This is a genomic window from Paenibacillus puldeungensis (assembly GCF_042678945.1).
GTDB classification, from domain to species: Bacteria; Bacillota; Bacilli; order Paenibacillales; family Paenibacillaceae; genus Fontibacillus; species Fontibacillus puldeungensis.
Genome location: NZ_JBHTLM010000013.1, coordinates 83,971 through 101,789, shown reverse-complemented (window position 1 = coordinate 101,789; position 17,819 = coordinate 83,971). Strand labels below are relative to the sequence as shown.

The window sequence follows — 17,819 nt, the reverse complement described above, 5'->3', positions numbered from 1 at the left end:
TTAATATTATGCTATTTCATATATAGACGAGCAGTTTCTTCCCAAATTTCCCCAGCTTTAAGACTGAATAATCCAATCTCATCTGCCGGCAAATCGACTTTAGGCGCGTTTACCAAATTGATTTGCGGTTCTGGGCAGAAAAATCCTTCGGTTGCTCCATTGTTCCAAATCATCCACTGTTTATATGAAGTGCCTACATCATAAACCAAAGTAGCGCCGAGCTTCGTATCGGTCAGTTCCATCCGGTTTCTTCCGTTTTGCGGTACGGCGGTGTAGTGGTTGTCCAATGCTGTAAAGAACGGGTATACGCCCTCGCCCTGAAGCTGCTTCTCTTCTGGCGTCAACGGCTGGAATGCACCTGTCGGTAGCATTCGGTCGTTCAACTGCCAGCGTTGTCCAATGGTCAGTTTTACCTGATAGTCCTTCGCTTGACTGCCAGGCGCAAACGGAGCATTTACCGCCGTATGGAACGCTAATAGGCAAGGCATTTCCTCTTCCCCGTCATTTTTCACGAACAGGTGCTGCGATAAGCCGTTATCTCCGAGCGAATATTTCAATCTAACCGTAAATTTGAACGGCAGGTAGCGGTAAACTTCATGCTGCTCGTCTACGGTAACTTTAACCGTTACATAGCTTTCATATGCAGTTTGTCCAAAGTCCTCCACTTGCCAAGGCGTCGTATGGAGAAAACCGTGCAAATGGTTGCCGGTGGAATGCTCATTTACTGGGAACTGAAATACTTGCCCTTTCCACGGGAACAACCCATCTTCATAGCGATTCGGTGGAAACAGGACAGGAATGCCATGTACGCCGGGATTGCTCTTAAATGTCTCCATTTCTCCTTCAGCAGGTTCACGCAGGAAACGGTAACCGCTTTCTACATCACGATAAGCGATCAGGTTTCCACCAATTTCCGGCAACATAACTGCCTCGTAGCGACCGGATTTCAGCCAAACCGCTTTTTCGCCTTGGTAAGTTCCTTCATAGGCTTTTCTTTGTGTCATATGTTTAACTCTCCCTTCAATCTTTGCTGCCTCATTTGTAATATACCTAAAGCGCCTTCAAAAGTCACCCCTACTTCACACAGCAAATGGTGATGGCACTTCTTGGCAACCATTCGGTTTCTAACAATTAATAATGATCCCGTAAAATACGCCGACCAAATGTTACAGCAAGTATGATCATAGCCCCGCCAACCATAACCTGCATCCCGAAAATCTGCACCCATTGTGGCCAGTGCTCAATCCATTCCAGCACTTGACCTCCCAGCAACGGACCGAAAAAGGAGGCAACCCCGGTTATTGCGGAATACATCGCCATGTACATAGGACGTTCCGATTTTGGCGTATCCCCGATCATAAAATTAAAGGCCAGTTGGTTGAAGCCGCCCACCCCTACCCCAAATACCATATGAGCAATGAACAACACCGGCAACGTCGGAAGAATCGATAGGCCTCCCCAGGCCAAGATGGAGAAAGCGATGAGCGGCAGCGTCCAGAACAACAACCGTCTGTTGCTATATTTGGCATTGAGATTTCCCCAAACATAGAAGCTTCCCATCATAAAGACGGTTTGAGTCACATTAAGCAGGGAGATCGTTTGATAGTTGATATGCAGCAGCTCCAGCATGATGTAAGAGTACAAAGGAACTACCAGGTTTTGCAAAAATAAAAAGCTCCCCAGAAACAACGTAGATTTCATAAACAATCCGTCATTTAGCGGCTTGCGAAGCATCGGTAAAAATTTGCTCTCCACCGAGCGCTCAAAGGTCACATCCGGATAGAACAAAAATACAACGATGTTGGCTATGGCACAGACCCAAACAACAATGTATAAGTATAAAAACCCTTGGGCATGAGGAAAGCGGTCGAGCATCATGCCTCCACCAAACATAACAAGAGTACTTAGCGCATTCAGTACCGTGTTGCGAATACCGAAGTACCTTCCCCTGACGCGGGCCGGCACGATGTCGCTAATCATCGAGTTCCAGAGCATAGCCCCTATCGTGTTAAAAATAAAAGCTACAACGTATAAAGCGATATATGCCATCACCCAATAGGCCTTGGGGAACAGAAACGGAACCAATCCCGTAGCCCCCCACAGGATGCGATGCATGGCTACAAACAGGACAAGTGCCCATTTTCGGCTTGCAAGCCGCTGAATTAAGAACGCCACAGCAATTTGAGCGACATTGACAAAGGTTGTGATGGCCAATACAAAGCCGATTTGTGCTGAGGTTGCCCCCAGATAAAGAAGAAATCCGGTAAGAAACTGACCGCCGAGCAGCGTTAGAAAGATGGTGGCGGGCACGCCCTCCCAAGTAGCAATTGCCAAATTTCGTCGCTGTATAGAAGCTTTTCGGCGAGTGGACGCCTTCGTGTTTATGAGACTTCTCATGATGATATACTCCTTTAGCTTCTGCCCGAATAGTTATCTTTTTTTTCATACATACTTCTATTATGGTCTCAACGAAACCTTGGCCAAAGAAATCCAAATTTCTAATTTCAATCAGAACGGAGTGCAACGAAGAATGCGCAGCCTAAAGGTAAAAAAGTTTAGTTTATGTGTTATCTCTGCCGCCTTGCTCATTTCGCTTATTTCCTGCGGACCACAAACCCGAACAAGAACAAATTCCATCCCGCCGGCAGCCCATTCTCCGGTGAAAACGGAAACAACTGCAAACAAGCAAAGTGTAACCTGGATTCCACTTGAACGAGCTGCGAGTCAACTCGGCCTTCGCCTAAAGCACTCGGACAACTCCGTAAAGATGGGATATACGGACGTTATGTTTGAAGTGCAGCCTAGCCAAAGACACGCCATTTCTTTCGGCAAGCCTATTTCTCTACCTCAGCCCCCGGTTCGTGAGAACGGCCAACTTTATGTTACTGCCGACTCCCTCTCTGCCCTGCTGCAGACAAAAGCGGCGATCGACCCGAAGACAGGTCAACTAAGCATCGGACCAATCAAACCTCCTAGCGGTACTCAGGACATGAATCCTCAGATGACCGGAACAGGCAGATACGGTATCCTTGGGGTTGCTCAGAATCAAGACGAAATGGTGGCGTACGCCAAACGATATCTCAAGGTTCCATATGAATTCGGAGCCGCCCCCTATGAGCAGTCCAAAAGGTTTGATTGCTCCTCCTTCACTCGCCATGTATTTAAAAAATTTGGTCAAAATCTTCCCCGTCTGGCCAGAGATCAAGCCAAGGTAGGCATTCCTGTCGAAAGAAAGAACCTTCAAGTGGGCGATCTGATCTTTTTTACCGTTCCAGGTAGATTTAAAAGCGATGGAATCGCCGGCCATGTCGGAATTTATATCGGCGGTGGGAAAATTATTCATACCTGGGGAGCTCCGGGCGTGCAAATCAGCTCGATCGATACCGGGTATTGGAAGAACGTCATCCTCTCGATGCGCCGCGTCCGATAAACTAAATGACTAATTTTTACGCCGAGGCTAAAACCTCGGCTTTCACTATTTATGCCGTATTTCCCTTCGCTACAAATACAAAGTATAATAAATGCAAGCGCTACTTTCCATATCATTTTCTAATGTATTTAAAACCCGAGGAGAAACTAGAGGAGAAATACGATGGACAACTTAAAACAAGCTTATGAAGAGCTAGGCCTTCCCGAAAACGCTTCAAGGGAGGACATCGAAAAGGCGTTTGAGATTTTATTGAAAAAATCACGCTCCCGCCAATCTGCCCCAGACTCATCCACCGATCCCGAAGCAGATGAATATGAAAAAAAACTAAGAGCCTATAAACTTATCATAAAAGCGGAGGATCAGCGCAAAATTGCGGAAATGAGCGAACAGCGCTTCAGCAAATGGGGTAAATTCGCCGGTACTGCAGAAAAAGTCGATGATTTTTTTCGGCTATATAAAGCTCGTGTCATCATTGGACTCATCGCCGTGGTTGTTCTCATATTCGGCATTAACGCATATATCGACCATCGGGAGGAGCAAAAGCGCCTCGCGGCTCTGCCTCCTATCGATTTATCGATCACTATGGTCGGTAATTTTATGACCGACGAACATAACGGAGGAACGCCTGGGCTTGAAAAGGCCATGACGGCTCAGTTTCCAAACTTTAAACGTTTGTCCCTGGAGATGTTATTTTTGCCTGGTCAGGGAGAAGGCGGAATGGCCGGCACAGATGTAGCTTATCAACAAAAAGCACTAGCGGTCATTGCAACCTCGTCGCCGGATATTTATATTACAGATAAGTCCTCCTTCAATTGGCTTGTCGGAGGCAGTGCCTTCCTCAGTCTGGATAAAGAAGCGGCAGGCGAGCTAAAGGCGCTGCTGCCTGAAGGAGCGAAGGTCATGGGCAAAACTGATGAGGACACCGAGGAACATGTTTATGGTATTGATGTTACAAACAGTTCTCTGTTTAGTCAGCTCCCGCTTGCCAAGAAAGAAGTTATCATCTCGCTTCGAGGGGACACAAAAAACAAAGAGAAAGCTTTAGAATTGATCAAAGGATATTTGAAGAGCTTACCTGCGGCGGCGAAATAGCCGCCTTTTTTTCAACGTTGATTATTTACGACGCATCAAGTACAATAACCGTATAAACGCGCGTTTACGAAGAAAGTGGGGACCTTAATGCGCAGTGAAGATATTGCCAAACTCGCCGGGGTATCCCGCAGCACCGTATCACGAGTGATCAACAATTATCCCAATGTTCCAGAGTCAACACGGGCCAAGGTACTACGTGTCATCGAACAGCACCATTATGAGCCGAACAGCTTTGCCCGCGCGCTCGCCGGGAAACGGACGGATACGATCGGCTTGTTTGCGATTAGCATGACCGAGAAAGAGAACGCCAGCCGGATTTACCAGAACAGCTATTTTGCCCCGATCGTGGACATGGTTGTCGATACGGCGAATGCCCGCGGCTTCTATGTGCTAATCCATACCGTATACTCGCCAGGTGATTTTCAGAAGGTCAAACAGGCTTTTCTGCAAAAAAGAATCGACGGCGGTATCCTGGTCGGTACGCAAAAGGACATCGAACTGGTGCGTGAGATGGTTACTCAGGAAGCACCTCTTGTGCTGATCGATTACGACATCTCCGAAATTATGGCCGAGCGCTTGAACAAGAACCATTTGGCTGTAATCAACTCAATGGACTACGAGGGCACTGTAGAAGCGATCGAATATTTGATCGGGCTTGGCCACCGGGAAATCGGCCTTATCAAAGGCCGAATGAACACATTCTCAGGACGCGAGCGGTACCTTGCTTATGAGAACACGCTAAAGAAGCATGGCTTGCCGATTCGAGAATCCTTCATTCTGGAGGGTGAATTTCTCAAGGAAAGTGCGTACCAAGAGGTTCTTAAGCTGACGCAGCAGGAACAATTGCCAACCGCCTTGTTTTGTTCCAATGACGATATGGCGATTGCCGCCATGGAAGCGTTTACAGAAAATGGAATTTCCGTTCCGGATCAGGTGTCCCTCATCGGATTTGACGATGCGCAGCTCGCTTCACGGATCACTCCGAAGCTCACCTCTGTCCGCCTTCCTATTGACGAAATGGCCAAGGCCGCCGTTCTGAAGGTGATTGAGCTGTGCGATGCTACTGAGCCGACGTTCAGCACGATTAGCTTTCCGACCCGCCTCGTGGTTAGAGATTCCTGTAAATCACCAGCCTTGTAAAAATCATTCTCCCCTCCTTTATAGAGGGGAACGTTTTTTCGACAAAATAAACGCGCGTTCACAAAAGAAGGGAGAGTTCATTTTATGAAATTCGGAACTTTTGACGACACAAGAAAAGAATATGTCATCCATACACCGCAAACGCCTTATCCATGGATCAACTACCTGGGCAATGAGCAATTTTTCGGACTTATTTCCAATACGGCTGGCGGCTATACGTTTTACCGCGACGCCCGCCTGCGCAGATTAACCCGGTATCGGTACAATAACATTCCACTCGATACTGGTGGACGTTACTACTACCTCCGGGATCATGATAACGGCGACTTCTGGACACCAGGCTGGATGCCGGTAAAACGCGACCTTGATTTCTATGAGTGCCGGCACGGTCTTGGCTATACTTCCATCACCGGTGAGCGCGGCGGCATTTCCGTGACTCAGCTTGCCTTTATTCCGCTTGGATATAACGGTGAGGTTCATCGTTTAACCGTGAAAAATACGAGCAGCAGCCAAAAGACCGTCTCCCTGTTCTCTTTCGCCGAATTCTGTCTTTGGAATGCTCAGGACGATATGACCAACTTCCAGCGGAACCTGAGCACCGGCGAAGTGGAAGTGGAGGACTCCGTCATCTATCACAAAACTGAATACCGCGAACGTAGAAATCATTATGCTTTCTATTCCGTAAACCGGCCGATTGACGGCTTTGACACGGACCGCGAATCGTTTGTGGGTCTATACAACGGCTTGCATGAACCGCAAGTGGTTGTTGACGGTGAAGCTTCCAACTCCATAGCCAGCGGCTGGTCTCCGATCGGCTCTCACGAAGTGAAGCTGACGCTTGCCCCTGGCGAGGAGCAAAGCCTCGTATTCATTCTCGGCTATGTTGAAGTTCCGGAGGAAGAGAAATGGGAAGCTCCTAGCGTTATCAACAAAAAGCCAGCGCTAGCCATGATCGAGAAATTCGCAACCGATGCCGACGTAGACCGCGCGATGGAAGAACTTGCAGCCTACTGGGAGGGACTCCTCTCCAAATATCAAATTGCTAGCAAAGATGATAAGCTGAACCGGATGGTTAACATTTGGAATCCATATCAATGTATGGTGACCTTCAATATGTCGCGTTCGGCCTCCTATTTTGAATCCGGAATTGGCCGCGGCATGGGCTTCCGCGATTCGAACCAGGATTTGCTCGGCTTCGTCCATCAAATTCCAGAGCGAGCTAAAGAGCGGATTCTTGATATTGCCGCTACTCAATTTGAAGATGGTAGCGCATACCACCAATACCAGCCGCTTACCAAGAAAGGCAACAACGAAGTCGGCAGCGGTTTTAACGACGACCCATTGTGGCTCGTTCTCGGTACGGCGGCTTACATTAAAGAAACAGGCGATTTCAGCATTTTGGATGAGCAGGTTCCGTTCGACAGCAATCCAAACAACACCGCTACCTTGTTTGAGCACCTGAAACGCTCCTTCTACCATGTAGTACACAATCTCGGACCGCACGGGCTTCCACTGATCGGACGCGCAGACTGGAACGACTGCTTGAACCTCAACTGCTTCTCCAAAGAGCCGGGCGAATCGTTCCAAACAACAGCAAATATCGAAGGTCGTGTAGCCGAATCCGTATTTATCGCCGGGTTATTCGTATTCGTTGGTCCTGACTTTGCTGAGCTTTGTCAGATACGTGGATTGGATTCCGAAGCAGCCGAAGTTAAAGCACAGGTTGAGAAAATGCGTGCAACTACGCTCGAACATGGTTTCGATGGGGATTGGTTCCTCCGTGCTTACGACCACTATGGCGAAAAAATCGGCAGCAAAGAGAATGAAGAAGGCCAAATCTTTATTGAGCCGCAAGGAATGTGCGTCATGGCCGGCATCGGCGTTGAGGAAGGCCTCGCCGGCAAAGCTATGGTATCTGTTGCAGAACGTCTGGATACGAAATACGGTATCGTATTGCAGCAGCCGCCATATTCCAAATATTATTTGAACCTTGGCGAAATTTCGACTTATCCGCCAGGCTACAAGGAAAATGCCGGCATTTTCTGCCACAACAATCCTTGGATCATGATCGCCGAAACCGTACTCGGACATGGCGACCGGGCTTTTGAAGTGTACTCCAAAATCGCTCCGGCATACCTGGAGGACATCAGCGAAATCCACCGGATGGAGCCTTATGTCTACTCGCAAATGATCGCCGGAAAAGACGCCGTGCGTCACGGGGAAGCGAAAAACTCCTGGCTGACCGGAACGGCCGCCTGGAACTATGTAGCGATCACACAAGCCATTCTTGGGATTCAGGCTGATTTTAACGGCCTTAAGATAGATCCTTGCATTCCTTCTACTTGGGACGGATTTAAAATCACTCGCGTATTCCGTGGGGATACCTATGTGATCGAAATCAACAACCCGAATCATGTACAAAAAAGCGTCAAGAGCATCACTGTTGACGGTCTGCCAATTCAAGGCAACGTCATTTCGCCAGTCGGAGACGGACGAGTGCATCAGGTCGTAGTTGAACTCGGTTAATGTGCATCAAATGCAGCTCTTGAAGCTATCATAAATTGTTTCATAAAAAAAACGCCTAACGGCGTTTTTTTATTTTTAAACAAGTCAATATCAATTTTGAATCAAGTCAAGTCATCCCGAAGCGCGTCAATAATATTTTCTCTTTTTATCTTGCTAATGGCATAGAGCATGGTAACGAACACGATTAAGAGCACGCTGAACACGCTGATTGCCATACTGCTCCACGGGAACACAAAATCGATATTGTCTGCCCCGCCGCCGAACATCCCTTTGTAAATCAGCCAAGAGAAAATAGCCGCTAGGGGAAGCCCGAATAAGAGCGCCCTCATGCCATAAAAGGCACACTCGAAATTCATCATCTTTTGGAAATCGCGATCAGACATCCCCACGGAGCGAAGCATGGCAAGCTCCCGCCGGCGCAGCTTGATATTCGTGGAAATGGTGTTGAACACATTGGCAACCGCAATCAGCGAAATCATAGTGACAAACGTATAATTGAACACGTTAGCAATGAATATCATATTGCGGTTCTGATCAAGTACTCCAGAGAAATTCAGCAGGAAGTAAGACGTTATTCCCGCATCCTGAATCATCGTTTTCATTTCATCCGTCGACTGTGTGGGATGCTTTGACCGAAAGGTCAAACCCTTATCCACATGTGTACCGGGAATTTCAAACTTCGCTTTCAGCGAATAGGGGGCCATCACCTTAAAAAGAATTGGATTCTTCTTCGTCGATCCGGATTTTCCTGGGGGCGTGATGGTATCAGGCGGCACGGTATTGACAAACTTAATGCTTACGTTTCGCTGTTGTTCCAGCTTCGGCTTGCCATTTGTTTCGGGAGCGATGGTAAAATTCATGGAAGAACTCTTAAATAGATCCATAAACTCATTAGCCTCATGTTCCCGATTGTCGTCTGTCATATGACCTTCTAATTTGGCAACGGCGATCATTTTCGCATTTTGATCGGTATATTCGTCTGCGGGCAAGCCCAAGCCTTTGATCATTTTCAAATAGGTGCTGTCATCAAGGAACTGGATGTCCATGGGTAGATGAACCGTTTCATGCGGCGAACGTGGATCGACATATTTCCAATAATTATCTGAAAGATCGCTTGCTTTGGCCACGCAGGAATACTTCATAAGCGCTTGATAAGAGCTCTCGTAAACACCGTCAGCGGTTTTTAGTTTGTCATAAAGCGACAACAATTCGCTATCGTCCATGTCTTCCGTGGCCAAACCGATGTCATAAGTAGTAAACACTACGGCCCGCCCCGCCACCTGTTTCATATCCGTTATAAAAGCACTGGCCGATATAAACAGCACTACGCTTAAAGCTAGGGATAGCACAATACTGCGATAGCGTTTCTTGTTTCTTTTAAAATTCTTTAGCGCAAGGGTTCCCTCCAAACCGTAAATACGCTGCGCGAGTTTTGACGTTTTCACGGCTTTGGATTCAACTTTGACTTCGTTGGTCTGGCGAATACTCTCCATCACGGGAGTGTTTGCGGCCTTTCTGGCCGGGATATAGGCCGAAATCAGAATCGTAACCAGGCTCACCGCTGCCGCAACGACAATGGCGGGGATGGATACCGTTAAGACAAAAGGGACGTTGCTGTATAAAATGCCCCCAAAATTCTTGCCTACAATGGAAATCACAAGCGCGATGCAGCCTATGCCAACGATAACGCCAATGGGTATGCCTGCCGCACCGATGCAAAGCCCCTCAAACAGCACCGAATTTCGCAGCTGCTTGGCTGTGGCTCCCACCGACGAGAGAATCCCGAACTGATGTGTGCGTTCGTTCAGCGAGATGGTGAATGCGTTATAAATCAGAAAAATCGAGCCGATCATGATGATGGCAACCACAATACCGCCCACCGCGTACAGAAGCGTGTTGAACAAATTATCGTCCGAAAGGCCCATGAAGCGCAGTACATCATCGTTTAAGACATAGCTTTTAGTTTCGGCTGTGCTGCTTGCGTAAGCGTGAACCCTATACGGATTCTTAAGCTTGACAAATAAGCTGAGGCTATCCGCTTGATCCCCGGCATCGGCTTTTGTAATCAAGGTATATCCCGGCGCGGAGGATGCCTCAAAGTAGGCTTTTTGGTAGGTACCGACAACCGTATAAGTTCTCGTGGCTTTTGGTACAAGAGTTTCTTTCCCGGATATGTAAGGGGCTTGTTGACCTAGCTTCTTGTTGCCATCCATGCGGCTTCCGACAGTAAGTGAAAGCTTATCACCCACCGCATATTTAACGCCGCCCTTGACTTCGACGCTCAACGGAACAATGATTTCTCCGCTGTTTTCAGGCAGCCTGCCGGACATCAGATTGATGGGCAAGGTATCGAAGGTTTTCTTATTAAATCCGGCTAGAAAAAGATACGGCTTTTTGGGGCTTTTCCCGCCCTTAAGCGCTGCGTAGCCGATATTTTCAAATGCCGCAGTGTTAACGACTCCCTTGTCGCGGGATCGTTCCTGTACGAAAGAAGAAGGGACGTCCGAAAACTCAACGTGCCAATCCCCATATTTCTGGGCCGCGCCGTTTGCCATATAGTTCAGCAGAGAAACGCCAAAGGTGAGTACGCCCGTGATCATAGCAGCGGACAGAACAACGCCGATCACCGTGACAATAGTACGTGTGCGACTCTTTTTCAAGCCTTGAAGGGTAACTTTGTTTAAAATGTTCATGGCCGCACCCTCTCATCTCGCACCACTTTGCCGTCTGATATGCCGATAATGCGGTCTGCTTGCAGGGCGATATTTTCATCATGCGTGACGATGATCAGGGTCTGATTGTATTTTTTATTGCTTTCTTTCAGCAGCTTGATAATTTCATGTCCATTCCGGCTGTCCAAACTGCCCGTGGGTTCGTCGGCCAGCATGACCGCCGGGGCATTCATCAAAGCACGTCCTATGGAAACACGCTGTTGCTGACCGCCCGAAAGCTGATTGGGTAAATGCGTTTTTCGGTCTTTTAACCCAAGCAATTCGAGCAAGTCATCAAGCCGTTCCTCGTTGACTTTCCGCTTGTCCATCAGGATAGGCAAGGTGATGTTTTCCACCACATTCAGCGTGGGAATGAGGTTGTGAAACTGGTAAATCAGTCCGACCTGCCGCCTGCGGAAAATGGCGAGTTTTTCATTGCTTTGGGCATATACATCCTGCCCCTCCAGATACACCTTTCCGCTTGACGGCACGTCCACGCCGCCGATGATGTGAAGCAATGTGGATTTGCCGGAGCCGGAGGAGCCGATAATTGCGGTAAACTCCCCCTTTTCGATGGTAAGCGAAACATGGTCAAGCGCGGTGACTTGGTTGTCACCCTTGCCGTAGACCTTGCATAAATTTTCAATTTTCAAAAACTCCATTATATGAGTCTCCTTTTCTCATGGTTTACCCATATAATAAAACCTTCAACTTACATCTCTGTGACTATCAGGTGAGAGATTCGTCACTTTGGGAAACGAATGGCAAAGTTCGCGCCGCCCTGCGGGTGATTTCTAGCGGTAATCGTCCCTTCCTGCCGCGTTATAATCATCTTGCAGAGAGAAAGTCCAATCCCGTATCCTGTAGCGTTTGGGTTTTTTCCACGATAAAACCTGTCAAACAGGCAGGGTAAATCTTCTTTTTCAAAGCCCGCGCCGCTGTCGTGGATGGCAATCTCGGTAAACAATGGGTTGTCCGTGCAGACAATCTCAATCTTCCCGTTCTCGCCTGCGCTTTCTATGCAATTTTTGAGGATATTTTGAATGGCTTCCGAAAGCCAACCTGAATCGCCCTGAATAATCATCCCTTCCGGAGCAACGATTTGTAAATCAATATCGTGTAGTTCCATGGGGATTAGGAACGGACGAACCGCGGCGCTTATCAAGCTGTTTACAGCGATCTGCTCGCTTTGGAACACCACAATACCCGCGTCCAGACGAGATAATTTCAGCAGGGAAGTAAGCAGCCAATCCATATGTACAAACAATTCCTCTGTTTCCCGCATCAATGCTTTCCGGTCATTTTCGTTAGAGGTATTCTCTAACAATGACAGAATCAGGTTCGCGGATGTGAGAGGGGTGCGGAGCTGGTGGGCTATGTCAGCCAGCGAATCGGCAAGATGTTCTTTTTCTTTTTTCAGTGCGTCGTTTTGCTCCCGAATACGCAGCGTCATTTTTGTTATCTCGCTGTGCAGAATGGAAAGTTCGCCCTCGTCCGATTCACCAATATACAGATGGTCAGCACTATGAAGTACAAGATCGATTTGATCTGAAATCTGCGCAATGCTTTTATATCGGGCTTTGGTAAACGCAAAAAACGCTGTTCCATAGGCGGCGGTAGAAAAAGTGGCAAGGATTCCAGCCGCCGTATTGATTGCAAACCCCAGTGTCACAGCGGCGGCAGCTATAAAGGAGAACAAAATGGCAAACTGCCGAAACTCTCTATTCCGAAGCATGCCCGTCCCCCAATTTATACCCTGTCCCGCGAACGGTCAGAATGATTTGCGGGCTAGCCGGGTCGCTCTCTATCTTCTCCCGCAAGCGTTTTATGTACACGGTTAATGTATTGTCATTAACAAACTCGCCCGCAGCGTCCCACAATTCGTCAAGCAGCCTGCTCCTTGTGATAATATTTTTTGGGTTGTTAATAAACACCAACAACAAGCGGTATTCTAAGGCTGAAAGAAAAACCTCGCTACCGTCCTTTTTCACGACACCGCTTGCCGTATCGACATGAAGCCCATGAATATCAAAATTTGATGGAGAACGCCCGCTTTTTCGCAGGGCGGTTCCAATTCGCGCAATCAATTCACGCGGACGAAAAGGCTTGGTAATATAGTCGTCCGCACCCATGTTCAGCCCGGTAACAACACTCGCCTCATCGCCGGAAGCCGTTAGAAAGATAACGGGAACATCCCCTGTTTCTTTGATTTCCGTGCAAACCGTAAAACCATTTCCGTCAGGCAAAGAAATATCAATCAACGCTAGGTCAAATTTATTCCCGGCAAGCACGGTAAGGGCGTCACTTCGCGTAGGGGCATGGGTGACTGTAAATCCCTCCGAGCGGAGCAAAAGCATAAGGTTTTTAGCGATTGTCTTATCGTCCTCGACCAAAAATATCCGTGTCATGAGTCAGATCTCCGTTTCCATATCCATTCTTGCAAGTCGTCTAAATCTTCGTCAGTCAATTCCTTGTCTTGATGAAGCGTCGATAGCAGACTGATAAACGAATTTTCATGGTATTGCTTAACAAAATTCCTAGTTTCAAATTGGAGATAATCTTCTTTTGAAACGAGTGGATAATACAGTCTTTCCTTGCCTTTTTTTTCTGAGCGTATGAACCCCTTTTCTACCAACCTGCTAAGTAATGTGACAACCGACTGTATAGGCCAGCTTTTTTCTCCCGACAAATGCCCCATTACCATAGATGAGGTTACTGGCGGCTCGTAGCCCCAGATAGCTTTCATCACTTGAAACTCTGCTTCGGGAAGCCTTTTCACATAATCACCCATTCTACTAACACAAGTGTCTTAGATCGATTGCATGATACATCTGCATTAAACGGTTGTCAATAGTGTATCTAGTGCATTTTAGTGGTAGTTTTACTCTTGGTCACATCCTTTTGGTTCTTGTCTCTCACCATCCACTAGTAAATGTATTTTATACATCTATTTCAATATAAATTGGAGTTTTTGGAATTTTAGTTGCATTTCGTACATCTAAAATGATGCATTTTTCCTTGGCAGGTTCGTTTTGCTGATTTTAGCTGCACTTTCTGCATTTAAATGCTCAAAGGTTCCAAATAGGCGGGATTTAACTGTAGAAAATACATTTAGTTTGTAAGTTCCAACGGTAACGGTAATTCCTACCGTAAGGGTTAGAGGGGGGCAGCCTATTTCGGCCGACACCCATTTTTCACTCGCCATATTACTTTTTTGCTGATCGTCTTTTATTTTTCCCACATACATAGCTAACAAGATTCTTTCCTCGGCTATTTTATACTTTCTGATATATTAATAAAATGACAGGGAGAGCTCATTTAGCTCTCCCTGTCATTTTATTAATGATTGCCTTCTGGCATTTCAACTTCAACTTCCATTTGCCCTTCGGATTTTATTCCATTAAGCTTTGGCTGGTTTCATTTCAGGCTTTTTGTTGTCGCCTTCTTTATGGATCTGCACCTTCCGGATAAAGAAGGCGAGCACGAAGGCGACTAAAGTAATACCTGTTGCCACTACAAAAGCATAATCGATGCCGTTGATTGTGGCGTCTTTTGTGATCTGCGCCAATTGATGAGCATTTGCCGGATCCTTAGGATTGATTCCCGCAGATACGATCATCTCCGTGACCTTGTCTTTCGTACGGGTCGACATAATCGTGACGAGCAGCGCAGTTCCAAGGGCGCCAGCAATCGTCCGCAGCGTATTGGACATCGCTGTACCGTGTGCGTTAAGCCTTGACGGCAGTTGATTCAGGCCTGCAGTCTGAATCGGCATCATCAGCATAGACATACCGAACATCCGGGTCGTATACATCAGGATCAGATGCGTATAGGTTGTTGCTGCACTCAGGTTGCTGAATTCCCAGGTGGTTATTGTCGTAATAGCCAACCCGATAACTGCTAGCCATTTGGCTCCGATCTTATCAAAGATCATACCGGTAATCGGGGACATTATGCCCATTAGAATTGCTCCCGGCATCAAGAGGAGACCCGATTCAAGCGGCGAGAAGCCGCGGATTTTTTGCAGGTAAATCGGCAGAAGAATCATCGCCGCATACATCGCCATCGTAATGACGACATTAATAACCGTCGTAAGAGCAAACATGTCGTATTTAAACACTCTGAATTCAAGCAACGGTTTATCCGACTTGATTTGGCGCCACAGGAACAATACCAGCGCCAGTACACCTATGATAAGACTGATAATGACTTCATTTTCACCCCAGCTAGTGCTGCCCGCTTCACTGAACCCATACAGCACACCACCAAAGCCCAGCGTGGAAAGGATAACGGATAGTTTATCCAGTTTAGGGCGACTCACCTCAGTTACATTTTTCATAAATATCATGCCAAGGATAATCGAAAGGATGGCAAACGGTAAAATAATCCAGAACAATACGTTCCAAGGATGGTTCTCAATCACCCAACCTGATAGTGTCGGACCTACCGCAGGAGCGAAGATCATGGCAATCCCCATCATGCCCATGGCCTGCCCACGCTTTTCAATAGGGAAAATCGTCAAGAACACTACGTTCATCAGAGGCATCAGCACGCCAGCACCGGCTGCTTGAATAAGCCGCCCTGTCAGCACCATGCCGAAGTTCGCACCGATCCCGCACACTAGCGTCCCAATCGAAAACAAAATCATTGCCGAAATAAATAACATTCGTGTCGTAAAACGTTCCATTAAGTAGGCGCTGATCGGTATCAGCACCCCGTTCACAAGCATAAATCCGGTGGCTAACCACTGGATCGTCGTAGCGCTAACTCCGAGATCATCCATCATACTTGGCAGCGCAACGTTCATCAAAGTCTGGTTAAGAATCGATACAAACGCCCCGATGAGAAGCGCCATAACGATCGGCCACTTTTTGACATTCGCTGTATTCACAGTTACTTCCTTGTTCATAGGTTCCCTTCTCTCGCTTTCTCTAATGACTCTATTATTTTTCTATGTGTTATGAGTAAATGTTCAATATCTTCTTCAGCGGTGTTCAATACGCCGGAAATCACTTCCGAGTACTTCTGGTCCGTTTGGAGGTAAATCTCCCTTCCCTTCTCCGTAATTTCCAGCGTCACGCTTCTGCGGTCACTATCGGAACGTTTCCGTACAACCAAGTTTGCCTTTTCCAAGCGATCAATGACGCCGCTAACTGTGCTATTCCCCAAACGCAGGACATCCGCCAACTCGGTTACTCCAATTTGAGGATTGTTCTGAATAGCTTTAAGCGCCATAAATTGGATTCCAGTGATGCCGTAAATGTCTGCCTGCTGCGATAACAGCTGATAGAACGCCTTCTTCACTTCACGAAAAGACTCCACAATCTCGTGCATTCTTTGCTTCTGATCCAAGCTGAAATCACCCTTGCTTTTAGTTATATGATTTAATATTTCGCATACGAAATATCTCATGTATAAAATTTAACAGTCGCTCAGGGGTTTTGTCAAGCAAAAATGTAAATAATAATAACTTGTTTACTTTCAATTTACAAAATTCAACCTAAACATTACTCTACTACCACCTTCTCATGATTTTCAGCCGAAAGTCCTCACCTAGCAGAATAATTCGTCCTATACCAGCCTCTTTCCCGATGTTATAATTAATGGTAGATATAACCTAATCCAAGGAGGGCTTGATTCTTATGTCATGGTTCAACAGACTTCCCCTATCGTCCAAAATAACGGCTGCTTGCTATCTTGTTGCAGCGTTGTTTGCCATCCCCGCACTGCTGGCTTTTGTGCTCCTTGGTAAGATCCTAGTCGGGATCATTCTTATCGCGATATTGGGAGCGCTTACTTACCCGCTTTCTCGCTATCTTCAGAATGCACTTACTGCTTCGTTTTCCGACTTAACGAGTGCTTCCTCCAAAATAGCTAAGGGTGATTTCACGGGCCGTCTCATGGAAACTCGCGGTATGGAAGACCTTAACCGTTCCTTTAATGGGATGGTGGACAAGCTCCGCAAAATTTTGCAGGAAACGTCTGAAATCACCCGCAAGGTTATGGATTCCAGCCGGAGCATCTCTGAGCGAAATCAGGAAATGATTGAGGTAATGACTCAGGTGACTCACTCCTCGAATGAACTGGCTTTGGGGGCCAACGCGATTTCAGAGGACGTTAGCGGCATGAAGGATTCGATCGGAGAAATTGAACAGAAGGTCGGAAGCTATACGGAATCAACGAGGGAAATGACCAACCGTTCTAGGGAAACCCTAAAGCTCGTGGAACGTGGACGGGAATCCGTAGCAAAACAGGCGCAAGGCATGAGCAAAAACGTTGAAGCTACACAAAAGGTGGCCGAGTCGATCGAAGCATTGGCAAATACAGCTCAAGGGATTACGAAAATTACAGCTTCGATCTCGGAAATCGCCGAGCAAACCAATCTACTTTCACTGAATGCATCCATTGAAGCAGCTAGAGCCGGTGAGCACGGTGCTGGCTTTGCTGTCGTTGCAAACGAGGTTCGGAAGCTGGCAGAAGAAGCGACATCCTCAACTAAGGAAGTTTTTAGCCTTGTCCGCAGCATTGAACAGGATGTGAAGCACGCCGGGCAAAACATCAAAATAAATGAAGAGGTAGTACGTCAGCAGAGCCAAATGATTCGTGAGGCAGAACAGGTTTTCCAGGAAATCGTTCAAAGTGTGCAATACATTTCTGAGGAAATCGCCGCCTTCTCCAAGGAAAGCGAAGCAATGCTGGAAAGCGCCCATAACATTTCGTCCGCTATCCAAAACATCTCGGCGATTACAGAGCAGTCCGCTGCAGGAACAGAGCAAGTATCTGCCTCTATGAATGAACAGATTAATTCGATTCGCGAAATGGCTAACGAAGCGGAAGCAATGAAGAACGCTGTATTTCAACTGCAGAAAACGATACATATTTTCAAGTTTTAGCTACTTTAAAAAAAGCAAAAAGCGCAG

Annotated in this window: 15 protein-coding genes; 5 read left to right on the top strand and 10 right to left on the bottom strand. The window is 47.1% G+C overall.

What is annotated here, in order from left to right; all coding sequences use genetic code 11:
• Positions 1-11 precede the first annotated feature (11 nt).
• Together ACFQ3W_RS17350 and ACFQ3W_RS17345 are read right to left on the bottom strand one after the other, a co-directional pair.
• The gene (locus ACFQ3W_RS17350; protein WP_379320503.1) at positions 12-1,004 is read right to left on the bottom strand and encodes an aldose 1-epimerase; all 993 of its coding nucleotides are present in this window, start codon (positions 1,002-1,004) and stop codon (positions 12-14) included.
• Between the two features lie 127 nt (positions 1,005-1,131).
• Positions 1,132-2,397 carry an MFS transporter gene (locus tag ACFQ3W_RS17345; protein WP_379320502.1) on the bottom strand — a complete coding sequence of 422 codons (1,266 nt, stop codon included), beginning with the start codon at positions 2,395-2,397 and terminating at the stop codon, positions 1,132-1,134.
• A gap of 184 nt (positions 2,398-2,581) precedes the next feature.
• On the opposite strand from ACFQ3W_RS17345, the gene ACFQ3W_RS17340 reads away from it, so the two are divergent.
• From ACFQ3W_RS17340 to ACFQ3W_RS17325, 4 genes are all read left to right on the top strand, one after another.
• Positions 2,582-3,430 (top strand): C40 family peptidase, encoded by an 849-nt coding sequence (locus ACFQ3W_RS17340; protein WP_379320501.1) that lies wholly within the window; start codon positions 2,582-2,584, stop codon positions 3,428-3,430.
• Positions 3,431-3,592: 162 nt separating this feature from the next.
• Positions 3,593-4,522, top strand: coding sequence for a molecular chaperone DnaJ (locus ACFQ3W_RS17335; RefSeq protein WP_379320500.1), 930 nt, complete (start codon positions 3,593-3,595; stop codon positions 4,520-4,522).
• 87 nt (positions 4,523-4,609) lie between these two features.
• Positions 4,610-5,662, top strand: coding sequence for a LacI family DNA-binding transcriptional regulator (locus tag ACFQ3W_RS17330; protein WP_379320499.1), 1,053 nt, complete (start codon positions 4,610-4,612; stop codon positions 5,660-5,662).
• Between the two features lie 84 nt (positions 5,663-5,746).
• Complete coding sequence (locus tag ACFQ3W_RS17325; RefSeq protein WP_379320498.1) at positions 5,747-8,188, top strand: GH36-type glycosyl hydrolase domain-containing protein; 2,442 nt, start codon at positions 5,747-5,749, stop codon at positions 8,186-8,188.
• Between the two features lie 101 nt (positions 8,189-8,289).
• On the opposite strand, the gene ACFQ3W_RS17320 is transcribed toward ACFQ3W_RS17325, so the two are convergent.
• The 8 genes from ACFQ3W_RS17320 to ACFQ3W_RS17285 form a co-directional block, all read right to left on the bottom strand.
• Complete coding sequence (locus ACFQ3W_RS17320; protein ID WP_379320497.1) at positions 8,290-10,881, bottom strand: ABC transporter permease; 2,592 nt, start codon at positions 10,879-10,881, stop codon at positions 8,290-8,292.
• Positions 10,878-11,561 (bottom strand): ABC transporter ATP-binding protein, encoded by a 684-nt coding sequence (locus tag ACFQ3W_RS17315; RefSeq protein ID WP_379320496.1) that lies wholly within the window; start codon positions 11,559-11,561, stop codon positions 10,878-10,880. The genes ACFQ3W_RS17320 and ACFQ3W_RS17315 overlap by 4 nt, the downstream gene beginning before the upstream one ends.
• 83 nt (positions 11,562-11,644) lie before the next feature.
• Entirely contained in the window at positions 11,645-12,634 is a 990-nt protein-coding gene (locus ACFQ3W_RS17310) for a sensor histidine kinase (protein WP_379320495.1), read from the bottom strand.
• On the bottom strand, positions 12,621-13,307 hold the full coding sequence (locus ACFQ3W_RS17305; RefSeq protein WP_379320494.1) for a response regulator transcription factor: 687 nt from the start codon (positions 13,305-13,307) through the stop codon (positions 12,621-12,623). Before ACFQ3W_RS17305 ends, ACFQ3W_RS17310 begins: the two co-directional genes overlap by 14 nt.
• Positions 13,304-13,690: a BlaI/MecI/CopY family transcriptional regulator gene (locus ACFQ3W_RS17300; RefSeq protein WP_379320493.1), complete on the bottom strand. Its 387-nt coding sequence runs from the start codon at positions 13,688-13,690 to the stop codon at positions 13,304-13,306. Before ACFQ3W_RS17300 ends, ACFQ3W_RS17305 begins: the two co-directional genes overlap by 4 nt.
• Positions 13,691-13,897: 207 nt before the next feature.
• Entirely contained in the window at positions 13,898-14,146 is a 249-nt protein-coding gene (locus tag ACFQ3W_RS17295) for a hypothetical protein (protein ID WP_379320492.1), read from the bottom strand.
• Positions 14,147-14,299: 153 nt separating this feature from the next.
• Entirely contained in the window at positions 14,300-15,808 is a 1,509-nt protein-coding gene (locus ACFQ3W_RS17290) for a DHA2 family efflux MFS transporter permease subunit (protein WP_379320491.1), read from the bottom strand.
• The gene (locus ACFQ3W_RS17285; protein WP_379320490.1) at positions 15,805-16,251 is read right to left on the bottom strand and encodes a MarR family winged helix-turn-helix transcriptional regulator; all 447 of its coding nucleotides are present in this window, start codon (positions 16,249-16,251) and stop codon (positions 15,805-15,807) included. The genes ACFQ3W_RS17290 and ACFQ3W_RS17285 overlap by 4 nt, the downstream gene beginning before the upstream one ends.
• Before the next feature lie 290 nt (positions 16,252-16,541).
• Here ACFQ3W_RS17285 and ACFQ3W_RS17280 point away from each other — a divergent pair, with 290 nt between their 5' ends.
• Positions 16,542-17,792, top strand: a complete 1,251-nt coding sequence (locus ACFQ3W_RS17280) for a methyl-accepting chemotaxis protein (RefSeq protein WP_379320489.1) — start codon at positions 16,542-16,544, stop codon at positions 17,790-17,792.
• Positions 17,793-17,819: the final 27 nt, after the last annotated feature.

Bases quoted from the DNA above. Each gene is read 5' to 3' on its own strand.
- ACFQ3W_RS17290 (WP_379320491.1), bottom strand. From the start codon at position 15,808: ATGAACAAGGAAGTAACTGTGAATACAGCGAATGTCAAAAAGTGGCCG.
- ACFQ3W_RS17300 (WP_379320493.1), bottom strand. From the start codon at position 13,690: ATGGGTGATTATGTGAAAAGGCTTCCCGAAGCAGAGTTTCAAGTGATG.
- ACFQ3W_RS17295 (WP_379320492.1), bottom strand. From the start codon at position 14,146: ATGTATGTGGGAAAAATAAAAGACGATCAGCAAAAAAGTAATATGGCG.
- ACFQ3W_RS17320 (WP_379320497.1), bottom strand. From the start codon at position 10,881: ATGAACATTTTAAACAAAGTTACCCTTCAAGGCTTGAAAAAGAGTCGC.
- ACFQ3W_RS17350 (WP_379320503.1), bottom strand. From the start codon at position 1,004: ATGACACAAAGAAAAGCCTATGAAGGAACTTACCAAGGCGAAAAAGCG.
- ACFQ3W_RS17325 (WP_379320498.1), top strand. From the start codon at position 5,747: ATGAAATTCGGAACTTTTGACGACACAAGAAAAGAATATGTCATCCAT.
- ACFQ3W_RS17315 (WP_379320496.1), bottom strand. From the start codon at position 11,561: ATGGAGTTTTTGAAAATTGAAAATTTATGCAAGGTCTACGGCAAGGGT.
- ACFQ3W_RS17345 (WP_379320502.1), bottom strand. From the start codon at position 2,397: ATGAGAAGTCTCATAAACACGAAGGCGTCCACTCGCCGAAAAGCTTCT.
- ACFQ3W_RS17310 (WP_379320495.1), bottom strand. From the start codon at position 12,634: ATGCTTCGGAATAGAGAGTTTCGGCAGTTTGCCATTTTGTTCTCCTTT.
- ACFQ3W_RS17305 (WP_379320494.1), bottom strand. From the start codon at position 13,307: ATGACACGGATATTTTTGGTCGAGGACGATAAGACAATCGCTAAAAAC.
- ACFQ3W_RS17335 (WP_379320500.1), top strand. From the start codon at position 3,593: ATGGACAACTTAAAACAAGCTTATGAAGAGCTAGGCCTTCCCGAAAAC.
- ACFQ3W_RS17280 (WP_379320489.1), top strand. From the start codon at position 16,542: ATGTCATGGTTCAACAGACTTCCCCTATCGTCCAAAATAACGGCTGCT.
- ACFQ3W_RS17330 (WP_379320499.1), top strand. From the start codon at position 4,610: ATGCGCAGTGAAGATATTGCCAAACTCGCCGGGGTATCCCGCAGCACC.